Annotated in this window: 10 protein-coding genes and 1 pseudogene; 2 read left to right on the top strand and 9 right to left on the bottom strand. The window is 26.8% G+C overall.

Features of this window, described 5'->3' with window-relative positions:
* Nucleotides 1-141: 141 nt before the first annotated feature.
* From KPL38_RS15875 to gpr, 3 genes are all read right to left on the bottom strand, one after another.
* On the bottom strand, nucleotides 142-420 hold the full coding sequence (locus KPL38_RS15875) for a hypothetical protein (protein WP_216290135.1): 279 nt from the start codon (nucleotides 418-420) through the stop codon (nucleotides 142-144).
* Nucleotides 421-510: 90 nt separating this feature from the next.
* Nucleotides 511-1,656, bottom strand: a complete 1,146-nt coding sequence (locus KPL38_RS15870; protein WP_216290134.1) for a stage II sporulation protein P — start codon at nucleotides 1,654-1,656, stop codon at nucleotides 511-513.
* A 105-nt stretch (nucleotides 1,657-1,761) separates the two neighbouring features.
* A complete protein-coding gene (gene gpr / locus KPL38_RS15865) occupies nucleotides 1,762-2,736 on the bottom strand; it encodes a GPR endopeptidase (RefSeq protein ID WP_216290133.1) in 975 nt (324 codons plus the stop codon).
* A gap of 341 nt (nucleotides 2,737-3,077) precedes the next feature.
* On the opposite strand from gpr, the gene rpsT reads away from it, so the two are divergent.
* Complete coding sequence (gene rpsT / locus KPL38_RS15860; RefSeq protein ID WP_216290132.1) at nucleotides 3,078-3,350, top strand: 30S ribosomal protein S20; 273 nt, start codon at nucleotides 3,078-3,080, stop codon at nucleotides 3,348-3,350.
* 70 nt (nucleotides 3,351-3,420) lie between these two features.
* Here the strand turns inward: rpsT and holA are convergent, their stop codons facing one another.
* The 6 genes and pseudogenes from holA to KPL38_RS15830 all read right to left on the bottom strand — a co-directional run bounded on the left by holA (nucleotide 3,421) and on the right by KPL38_RS15830 (nucleotide 9,800).
* Complete coding sequence (holA, locus tag KPL38_RS15855) at nucleotides 3,421-4,455, bottom strand: DNA polymerase III subunit delta (RefSeq protein WP_216290131.1); 1,035 nt, start codon at nucleotides 4,453-4,455, stop codon at nucleotides 3,421-3,423.
* Entirely contained in the window at nucleotides 4,452-6,221 is a 1,770-nt protein-coding gene (locus KPL38_RS15850) for a ComEC/Rec2 family competence protein (protein WP_216290130.1), read from the bottom strand. The genes holA and KPL38_RS15850 overlap by 4 nt, the downstream gene beginning before the upstream one ends.
* Before the next feature lie 171 nt (nucleotides 6,222-6,392).
* Nucleotides 6,393-8,882 carry a P-type ATPase actuator domain-containing protein gene (locus tag KPL38_RS15845; protein ID WP_216290129.1) on the bottom strand — a complete coding sequence of 830 codons (2,490 nt, stop codon included), beginning with the start codon at nucleotides 8,880-8,882 and terminating at the stop codon, nucleotides 6,393-6,395.
* Between the two features lie 118 nt (nucleotides 8,883-9,000).
* Nucleotides 9,001-9,066: pseudogene (locus KPL38_RS19765) on the bottom strand (hypothetical protein); the annotation flags it as partial.
* A 159-nt stretch (nucleotides 9,067-9,225) separates the two neighbouring features.
* Nucleotides 9,226-9,390 carry a zinc-ribbon domain-containing protein gene (locus tag KPL38_RS15835; RefSeq protein WP_165413721.1) on the bottom strand — a complete coding sequence of 55 codons (165 nt, stop codon included), beginning with the start codon at nucleotides 9,388-9,390 and terminating at the stop codon, nucleotides 9,226-9,228.
* 191 nt (nucleotides 9,391-9,581) lie between these two features.
* A complete protein-coding gene (locus KPL38_RS15830; RefSeq protein WP_246577995.1) occupies nucleotides 9,582-9,800 on the bottom strand; it encodes a hypothetical protein in 219 nt (72 codons plus the stop codon).
* Nucleotides 9,801-10,209: 409 nt separating this feature from the next.
* Here KPL38_RS15830 and KPL38_RS15825 point away from each other — a divergent pair, with 409 nt between their 5' ends.
* The gene (locus KPL38_RS15825; protein WP_216290128.1) at nucleotides 10,210-10,467 is read left to right on the top strand and encodes a hypothetical protein; all 258 of its coding nucleotides are present in this window, start codon (nucleotides 10,210-10,212) and stop codon (nucleotides 10,465-10,467) included.
* Nucleotides 10,468-10,828 lie beyond the last annotated feature (361 nt).

Raw genomic sequence — 10,828 nt, 5'->3', positions numbered from 1 at the left:
TTTTGTTAGAAGAATAGCAAAAATAAACGTTTTTTTATTGAAAAACTTTTTCAACTCTTTTTACGGTGGAAGTTAACTCTGCAAAGTGGAAGTTACTTTTTCAATTCACCACTTTATTTTATTTCAAGAGTTAACCATATATTATTTAGGAATAATCTCATTATATGTATCAATACATTTTTCTTTCATATTATAAATAATTTTATTAATATTATAGATAATTTTATCATTAACATAAAAAACGTAATTCTTAGTCTCTACTCTAAAATCAAAAGGTTTTAATTTTATGTTTATTGTAAATTTGGACTTTTCCTTCACTAATTCAGGTTTATTAATATTTATTATAGTAAATCCATATATGAATATAGACAAACAAATACTAATAATAAGAAAATACTTAATTCTACCTCTTTTACGCATAAAAGGTGCCCCCTTACATTTCTTTAAAGATAACAACTACTAATTATTATCTTCTCATTAATAAGGGTGCACTTTTTTAATTTAAATTATTCATTTTTTACCATTTAATTGTTCTGCAATTACTCTTGATAGATATTTACCAGTATTTTTCACTTCTTTTACAGTATTAGTGTACGTCCCTGCTTCAATTAGCATCGCATTATTGCTTCTATTCTGATTATAAAAACCCATGCCCCAATGATAATAATAAATTGGGTTGCTACGTGCAAATCCTGGATATAATTTATTAGATATTGTTATCATTGAGTTTATTAACTTTTTCTGCCTAGCATAATTAGGATTTTTATCTGTTACTACAAACATAAATTTTGCAACCTTTTCACCATTTATTTTAGTGGTTACTGCATTGTTATCCGTAATACTATCTCTATGTAAATCTATAATCAAATCAAATTTTCCATATTTCTTAAGATACTTATCCAAAGTAACTCCTGATTTTTTATAAGCATTGTTATAATCTCCTGTGTCATTCACGTTTTTATCATGTATAACTGATATTCCATATTTATTTTCTAATTCGTCAGCTATAATATCTCCTACAGCACATACATTTCTTGTTTTATCCAAACTAGCCTTTGTATTTGATGCATCGGAACTAGAAGTACGATATGCCTCCGATGTATGTGAATGGTATATAAGAACTCTTGGTTTTGTCTTATTTAAAGTTGTTTTTAAAGAAGGATTGTATAAATTTGCTACAACATTTGAAGCCTTTGTGTCAGACTTACTTACCTGTTTATCATCTAAATTAAATGGGTTAAGACTAAATGTTTCTGAATTACTTGTGTCAGTACTGCCTTCACTTTTATCCAAATATGCAATTTCTTTTACAACTATTGATATTGGGTTTGATATGTCTATTCCTAAAAAAGATAACATCCCTGCATTCATACTGTCTTCGCTATTATCTTCCTGTAGCTTTGTGCTTGAGGATTTAACTGCGGATAATACATTATTCATAACATTAATATAAAAAGAGTTTTTATTATCTCCCTCACTAACTGCCTTTGCATTTCTAGGTAAAATAAGTCCTATAAAAAAAATAATTAGTAATGTGAAGGTACAAAAAAATATTTTCACATTACCATTTTTCATAAAAAGATATTCTAATATATTCATTTTTTTGTTTGAAATATTTTTATCATTGCCATCAAGCTTTATACCTTTGTAACTCATTTGCACCCTCCTGCTCAAGTATATAGAAAAATAGTTAGTAAATTTTACTAATCTTATTTTCATCTACCTTATACCATACATATGAGGGAGGGCTGAAAGTTATTACTAGTTTAAATACTTATTTATATCATCCAAATCTAAAGCTGGTTGTAATGCTATGTTTATCCCATTAGCAATAATTTTAGAGACAGAATTTATAACCATGTCAATTTCCTTTGGTGTAACTACAAGGTTACCAACGTATGGATTTAATATTTCAGCAATCATCTTTTGCTTTTCTGCCTTGTCGATTGACTTTAACATGTTGTAAAATTCTTTTCCCTCACTTGCCGATTTAATCATCTCATCGAGTACTAAATCAATAGTATCATTTGCAAGTGTTGCAGCATCAACTACTGTAGGAATTCCAATTGCAATTACTGGAACACCTAAGGTTTTTTCGCTTATTTCCATTCTTCTATTGCCAATTCCTGCTCCTGGAGAAATTCCAGTAGTACCTATTTGTATAGTTCTATTCACTCTATTCATTTTTCTAGAAGCTAATGCATCAATACAAATTACTAAGTTTGGTTTTATCCTTTCTACTATGCCACGAATTATTTCGCCAGTTTCCATTCCCGTTATTCCGAGTACGCCAGGTGATATAGCACATACTGGTCTTATTCCCTCATCTATTGAATCCGGTACCAGTTCTTTAAGATGCCTTGTTACCATTATCTTTGAAACAACTTTTGGTCCTACAGCATCAGGAGTAACATTCCAGTTACCTAGTCCAACCACTAAAGCCGTCATACTATCATCCAATTTTATAAGTGGTTCAAGAACCTTTCCCATTACAACACTTACTCTATCCATAGCATCACCATCATAGTGAACAAATTCTGGAATATCAATAGTTATATATGTACCTTTTGGTTTTCCCATCATTTTTTCTCCAATGTCGCTTACTATTTGTACATTAGTAATTTTAATATCACCCTCCATAGACTCTTCTACATCAACACCAGGCATCTCACCATTGTTTTCTGCCTTGTATATTTCTTTAGCTTCAACTGCTAAATCTGTTCTTACACTTATCATAATTTCACCTCAACTATCTTTTTAATATTATCTTTTCCTAATACTACCTTAATATTCTTTTTTAAATATATATTTTATATTTTATACTTCTTATAATCTAAGATTAAATCATCTCCTGGTTCGCTGTAACATCTCTGAAAGAGATGAATCATCTACTTTACGGAGCTACAACGGCTTCAGAATGAAAGTCGTTAAAATAAAAACTATGCATATAAATTAACTTCTACTTGTAGTGCTTAAATATTAATGCTATAATATCAGTTGACTAATTAAAAAGACTCGTATGTAGTTTTACCCAAGACTACTAAAACGTTATTAAACACAAAGGGTGGTGAAAATACATGGCAAATATTAAATCAGCAAAAAAAAGAATTAAAGTTACTGCAGTTAAAACAGCTAGAAATACAATGATAAAAACTGCATTAAAAAGTAAGGTAAAGAAATTTGAAGAAGCTATCGTTACTGGTAATGTTGAAGATGCTAAGGTTACATATGCAACCGTAGTTAAAGCTTTAGACATGGCTGTAACAAAAGGAATACTTCACATTAACAAAGCAGCAAGAAGAAAATCAAGACTTGCAGCAAAATTAAACGCTCTAAGTATAGCTGCATAATAAAAAACCGGTGAATTTACACCGGTTTTTTTGTTTTTTGTTTTTTCTTTTTCCGTTAATTAATTGTATATTACATAACAGTTTTTATCATAAAAACTTCAATATTTATTTTATCATCAGTAGATGTGCTTTTTATGATTTTCTCCGTGTCTACACATAATTCAATGTTTCTTTTTAATGCTTTCAAACTAAATTTCATGCTCTGCGAAATCATTTTTTCACAAATATAAGGATGAAGCCTTAATTCACTGGCCAAAACTTCTTTCGATTTTCCACTATCAATACCTAATTTAAGATTGAATAAAAGGTTGTACTGCCTTCCTATCATAAACAATATAAGTGGAATTTTCTCTCCTTTATATATAAGTTCATCTAAAATATCCAAAGCCCTCTTAATATTTTTTTTTGATAAATAATCTACCAGGTTAAAAATATCATTATCACTCTTTTGAGGCATCATTTTTAAAATATCTTCTTTTGTAATATCTCTTCCATCTGTAAATGAAACCAATTTTTCAACTTCATTTGCTATTATATTCATATTATTGTCTACCTGACTGCAAAACAAAGCAAGTTCTGTTTTGCCTATAACTGTACCCGCATTTTCAAATAAAACCTTACACTTTCTGGAAAGAGATTCGCCTTTTAATTTATCTACTTTTATAACGCATGCCTTTTTATCTAGTTTTTTAATTTTATTACTTGGTTTTTCTCTATCAGTCAAAAATGTATAATAAATAATTAAAATACAATTAGGCGATGGATTTTTCAAATATTCATTTAATAAACCAATATTTTTACTTTTTAAATCACCTGTTTTTTTACTTCCGGAACTTTCATCTAGAAATGATGCTCTATAAACAACTACTATCTTTTTATCACTCATAAATGGCATGGTTTCACAAGCATCACTAATTGTCTCAAACTCTGTTTTACTACCATCAAATTTTAAATAATTCAAATCCATAAATTTTTTTTCTAATACACTATCAATTATAAATTTAACATGATCCTTTATTAATTTTTCATCTGGTCCACAAAAAATATAACAATTGCTTATATCATGTTTTTTAATTCTTTTCTCAAGTTCTGCATAGTTAATCAAAGTACTTCCTCCAACCCGCGTGAAAATTTTAAAACTTTATCTCCTATAATTATGTACTTATTTATAATTGTACCTGAAGGTACATATGTTTCATCATTTTTTAGTTTCACAATATACCTATATTGTTTAACTTCTTCGATCATACTATTATATACCGACATATTTTGTTTTTCAATTATCTTTTGTGAAATATAAATTTGTGCTTCTAATTTCTTACCTCGACTTATTAGTCTAATACCGTATCTATCATTTAACTTTATAGTTGAACTTCCTTTATACCCTTGAAAAACTTTATCTATTTTTACGGGCACCTTTATATTCTTCACATCCACATTGCCTGTGGTAACTACAATTGTAGTTCTCATATACTGTACTAAAACCATGTTATTCTTATTTTCTTTTATATAGCTAACTTCGGGGAAAATTTTATAATTTTGAAATAATAGAACAAAGATAATGCAAAGTGGCGCATACTTAAATTGTTTATATCCCTTTTTAATTCCAAGATAACATACATATAATCCAAATACAACTAAACTCTCTATATAAGAAAAATAAATCATTTCAGGTAATAATTGTCCAAGTAACTTTTGAATATGTTCTATAATCATTAAAATAGTAAACAATCCATAATTTATTAAATTAAATACTGGATGTATTGTGCTACATACTAATCCAATATTACCTAATACTACAACTATAGTATAAAATGGCAATAAGAAAAAATTACTAATTAAAAATCCTAAACTAAAAGTTTTTAATGCGACAATTGCATAAGGAGTAGAAAATATTTGAGAACTTAAGCTTAAGCTAAAAGATTCATTTAATTTAGATGGCAATTTATATAGTATCTTTTTCATTTTTTTATTATATGCTACAATTCCAAGTACGCAAAGAAAAGAAAGCATAAATCCTATATCGAGAATAGAAAATGGCCTTATTATTAACAATATAATTGCAGCTAGACTAAGAGATGATAGACTATCATATTTTTTATAAACCTTACTTGATATTTTCAATATAAAAATCATTATAAACGCTCTTATTGTAGATGCTTGCCCTCCTGTAAATATCATATAAACAAAAGAAACCAATATAGCAATTTTGTATCCAATAATAATTTCTAAAGCTTTATATACTACTGACATATGTAGCCCTGATACACTGATGACATGACTAATACCTAATTTTTTAAAATCTTCCTTTTGAGTTTTTTCTATATATGCACTATCTCCAAAACACACTGCCATTACTAAAGCAGCTTTTTCTTCTCCAAGTACTACTAAAAATTTTTTATATAATCCTGTTCTAAAACGTTCAATTTTGAATAATAAATCTTCATTACATATTTCGTAATCTTTAACCGTATATGTTCCTACAATCCCTTTATCATACTCTGGCAATTTTTTAAAATCACCTTGTATCCAAACATTTCTACCTTGCACTAATTTAAATATGTTACCTTCCAAAACAATCTTCTTAATTCCTGACGTTGCAGTACAATAATATGTACTCTTTTGGGATATTCTTACTTTGAGCCTAGGTTCATTTGGTAAATTAACATTAAAATAAGAATAATAATTTATAACACCTATAATAAAAAAACAAATCACTAGATAGAAAAACTTTTTATCTATAGTTAAATACATAATAATTAAAAATGATATAGCTAAAACTGAACCTAAAACAAGATTATTTATTAACATTAAACACGTAAGACATCCCATAAATATAGTTATTGCAAAATACACTAAAGGTCTCGCCATAATTAACCATTCAACTCGAAACAATATTTGATAAATAAAACATATTAATTTGTTCTATTCCATAATCTTATTACAGAATGAATACTGTTTTAAATATAATTTTAAGCATCCTCATACCCCCATAACTTCATTTTATCCAATAAATATTTAAGTTAATCATTATATTCCAGTTTATTTAAATATCCAAAAATATAGGATAAATATGGTTTGTAATAACAAATTCATAGCAAATAACATATAAGAAATTTTATTCTTTATCATCCGTTTTTCATATAAAAATGTTAGGCTAAATATGGTTTGATATATAACAAATATAGCTAAATTTATATTTTGGAATTGAACTATTGTGTATTTATTTATAATCGTATAAATAAATATATATATACACATTATTATAAATGAACTCTTAATCGAAGCTTTTTCTATATATTTACAATTAATATTTTTTAAATTTTTATCAATAATCCTACTTTGAAACAGAATAAAGCTACCACAACATGGTACAATTACAAAATTTATGTAAATTGCGCCTAAAAATGAAAATGGCATATTTCCATTAGTAATTAAGCTTATAAGTATCATAAAAATTTCGCTTACCCCTGCAGAACATAGAAATAGAACAAATATATTTATATAATTAACAATCTTTTTACTATGTTGAACCAAATCTATTATCTTACTCAAATCATTTTCTTGTAAAAATAAACTTGAAAGTTCTCTTACTACAGTACTACATCCACTTCCTACTGAAATGGCTATATTGGAATTGTTTAGATATTCCAAGTCCTTTAGCGTATCTCCTACTGAAGCTACACAAAATCCATTATAATTTAAAGAATTAACAATTTTACTTTTATGTTTTGGTCTAATTTTAGAAAATATACTAATAGACTCAATATTTTCACTAAGTTCCTTATTACTCATATAGTCTATTTCCGTACCTGATAAAATTTCTTCTTTTTTATATGTAAGTCCTATTGATTTTCCAAAAGCAAATGAAGCTAATTTATTGTCTTCTTCCTCTATAATTGGTCTAATATTAATCTCCTTGCATGTTTGCATAGCTTCATATGAACTTTTTTTTATTGGGTTTTCAAATCCCATCAGACCGACAAATACTAGATTACTTTCAATATTCTCATCAATACTAGGTTCATAATTAAAGTTTCTATATCCATATGCTATAACATTATACACTTTGCTTGACATATTTATATGAATGCCTATAACATTTTTGATATCTATTTCATTAATTTCTTTCTCCACTCCATTAATTAAAATATGAGTGCATTTATCAAATACACTATCAAGAAGACCATATACATTAGCTCTATATCTATTTTCAAATCTATTTACAACCGTTTTAATTCGTTTATTAGAATTATATGGTATTTCAAATATTCTCTCATGTTTACGTTCTAGTTCACTTTTTTTTATAAGTTTATCATTAAAATATTTGACGATCGCTTTTTCTGCCAAATCTTCAATAGAATTAGGGTTTTCTATATATAATGTTGTTTTTTCATCATTTTGTTTGGCATCATTACAAAGCAATGCTATACTAATTATTCTTTCTACATTGCCTTCAATTTCAACACCCTGGTATTGAACATAAATAAGTTCACTATCACAATAAATTTCTCTAAGGACAAGTTTGTTCTCTGAAATAGCGCCAATTTTCTTTGTAAATATTGTGGATATATTGGATAAAAAGTAGATAGCAGAATTATCGTTTATGTATACATTTTTTTTCTTAAACTCAGCGAATACAATGTAAAATAACAAATATAACATTATAATAATGATTGGGAAATTAAATGTCATAAAAATATATATAAGTGCATTTATAATTTCATGAATACTAAATTTTCTATATATAGTAAAAGCTAAAGTAATTATTCCTGCTATTATAGTAATTATGGCTATGTTATTTATAATTTTGGTTATGCCTCTGCTGAAAATTTTATTATCGTTCTTATAATTGAATAATTCTTTTATAATTTTACCTATTTGTGTATCCATACCTGTAGCAATAACTATTCCTAGTCCAGATCCTTTAGTAACAATAGAGGATTTATAAACAATATTTTTGATTTCAGAAAGATTCATAACTTCACCTTCCATCTTCATAGAATATTTCTCAGCCTCATATTTTTCATCTGTTACTGTCCCCTCAACTACCTTAAGATTTTCACATTCTAATATTCTGATATCTGCTGGAACATGATTTCCTTTTTTTAAATAAACAATATCACCAACAACTATTTCTTCACATTCTATTTTGTATACCTTACCGCATCGCATTACTTGTGAAAAACCCGTGTTTAAATTATCAAGAACCATTAAGCTTTTTTCTTCTTTATAGTCTCCATTAATTAAAAGTATTACGCTACCCATCATTATAACAGCTACAATATATGCTATAATGTTCATCTCATTATAAATCATCATACCTATGAATAATAAGTTCACTAAAATCCACCATTGTTTTATTTCACTAATAGTCAATTTAGAAATGCTTTCAACCTCAGGTACTAATATAATATTTTTTCCATTATTCTGTCTCATATATTTAATTTTATTTTCAGTTAACCCCAAATAAATATCTGAATTCAGAATTTCAGCTACTCTTGTTGCTGTTTCAGAATACCACTTCTTCATATTGTCCAACCTATCCTTTTGGATTTTTCACCTAACAGTTTTAAATAAAATCGTTTTCTGGTTTATGTTTTAAAATATATTTATTTTATTAATTTATTTTTTCTAGGTTCTCCTACTTCTATTTTTCCATCAGAGTATATATTCCATGTCCATGTTTTTCATCATTAAGCCATTCACCTATATATTTTTCACCGCAATCAAACGTAAGCGTACCTTAACCATTCATTTTATCATTACTACATCTTTAGTATAATATACCATACTTTTTTAATATTATATAATAATTTTCCACGAAATAAAACCTATAGGAATTAATTCCTATAGGTGATTTTACTAGATAATATTATCTTTGAAATCCTCTGTTGTTTTGTTGTTTTTTAGCTCTTCTACAATCAGGACATCTTTGTGGTTCATTTTCAAATCCTTTTTCTTTATAAAATTCCTGTTCACCCTCAGTGAATACGAATTCTTGTGAACAATCTTTACATACAATAGTTTTATCTGCCATTTTAAACATTTCTCCTTTTTATTTATATTAAGATTTAAGATCTGATTTACTTTATATGCCTAAAAAGGTAATGTTTTAATCATATCAAATCTTGGTGTTGTTGATTTTGCAATCCCAACTCACTTAGAATAACATACATATTATCAATATGCAATACTTTTCTTTAAAATACTTTAGGAATGCTATGCTGTCTATTGTTTGCAATTCCGCGCCATCGCTACGTTAATAGTTCCTTTAACAAAATCAATAGCTTGCAGTTTACTATGGCCTTTATGTTTGATTTGTTCATCCTCTTTTCTTGCTATCGCTTTATATGGATATTCTTTTTCATCATTTTCCATTACTTCTATTACATAACCCCTATACTCTTCCATACTCCACCCCTTACCATTTATTTTAATGTTGTTCATAATTATATATTCTACATATATGATCTAAAACTTAACAATAAATTTATTTCATTTAAACCTTTACTTAGTCATCCACTTTACACTTTAATTTTAATATAATTGTCTTTTCTAAACCTCCTTTATAAATTTATTATACCACATTTTGAATAATTTGAATATTCATTTATTTACTTATTATTATACTATTCCCAATTTTCCATCTTTCTTAATAATTCAAATATTATACTAAAAAAACAATTATTCTTTTAAATTTAGAATGCTAATCTTAATATCTTTTGAATATTGTCCAAACAATACCATCATATTCTTCAATATATTTTCAAGTTAATTTTGTTTCTCTTCTTATTAACTAATGCATGTAGTATACTTATATATTGGAATGTAAATATACTAATGAAGGAGGCTACTTATGAAAGATAACATAATAGAAGTTGAAGGCAACATTATAAAATATCTTTATGAAAATAGAACATCATCCCCACAGAGCATAGCAAAAATTAAATTGTCAGTGAATTTAGGTAATGGTAAAGGCGATATTAGAGTATTAAAATCTTCTCTTGAATCTCTAATGAAAAAGAAGTTTATAACTAAGCAAGCAATTAGAGGTAATTATAAAATTGAAGCTAGTGGAATAGATTTTGTTGAAGAAAATTTAGAAAAAAACTAGAATTTATTTATTACAAAATAAAAAGCGGCTCAGATATCATAAAACTATGTATCTAAGCCGCAATATGTCTATTTAATTTTTAATAAAAACATAAAATTAATGCACCTATAATGGTTTCAAACTGCAATACAGTTTTTTTAAGCAACAATAACTTCATCACCTATTAACCCCTATGCATATTATTTATTATAACATGGTTTATTGCTATATTCAATAGCAATATGCATAATTTTGTCGAATTGTTTATTTCTCCTCAATTGCAAAAGTAAATTCCACCCCAATACATAAAACAGTGGAAGTTAGTCTTACAAATTAAAAGGTAGATTTTACCTTTACAAATTATTATAATAATATTAGATAT

It is taken from the genome of Clostridium psychrophilum (assembly GCF_018861705.1).
GTDB lineage: Bacteria > Bacillota > Clostridia > Clostridiales > Clostridiaceae > Clostridium_AD > Clostridium_AD psychrophilum.
This window is presented reverse-complemented; position numbering and strand designations above follow the sequence as displayed.

What these genes read in the sequence shown, in the direction of transcription:
- rpsT (WP_216290132.1), top strand. Translation starts at nt 3,078, where the DNA reads ATGGCAAATATTAAATCAGCAAAAAAAAGAATTAAAGTTACTGCAGTT.
- KPL38_RS15870 (WP_216290134.1), bottom strand. Translation starts at nt 1,656, where the DNA reads ATGAGTTACAAAGGTATAAAGCTTGATGGCAATGATAAAAATATTTCA.
- KPL38_RS15845 (WP_216290129.1), bottom strand. Translation starts at nt 8,882, where the DNA reads ATGAAGAAGTGGTATTCTGAAACAGCAACAAGAGTAGCTGAAATTCTG.
- gpr (WP_216290133.1), bottom strand. Translation starts at nt 2,736, where the DNA reads ATGATAAGTGTAAGAACAGATTTAGCAGTTGAAGCTAAAGAAATATAC.
- KPL38_RS15875 (WP_216290135.1), bottom strand. Translation starts at nt 420, where the DNA reads ATGCGTAAAAGAGGTAGAATTAAGTATTTTCTTATTATTAGTATTTGT.
- KPL38_RS15850 (WP_216290130.1), bottom strand. Translation starts at nt 6,221, where the DNA reads ATGGCGAGACCTTTAGTGTATTTTGCAATAACTATATTTATGGGATGT.
- KPL38_RS15825 (WP_216290128.1), top strand. Translation starts at nt 10,210, where the DNA reads ATGAAAGATAACATAATAGAAGTTGAAGGCAACATTATAAAATATCTT.
- KPL38_RS15835 (WP_165413721.1), bottom strand. Translation starts at nt 9,390, where the DNA reads ATGGCAGATAAAACTATTGTATGTAAAGATTGTTCACAAGAATTCGTA.
- KPL38_RS15830 (WP_246577995.1), bottom strand. Translation starts at nt 9,800, where the DNA reads ATGAACAACATTAAAATAAATGGTAAGGGGTGGAGTATGGAAGAGTAT.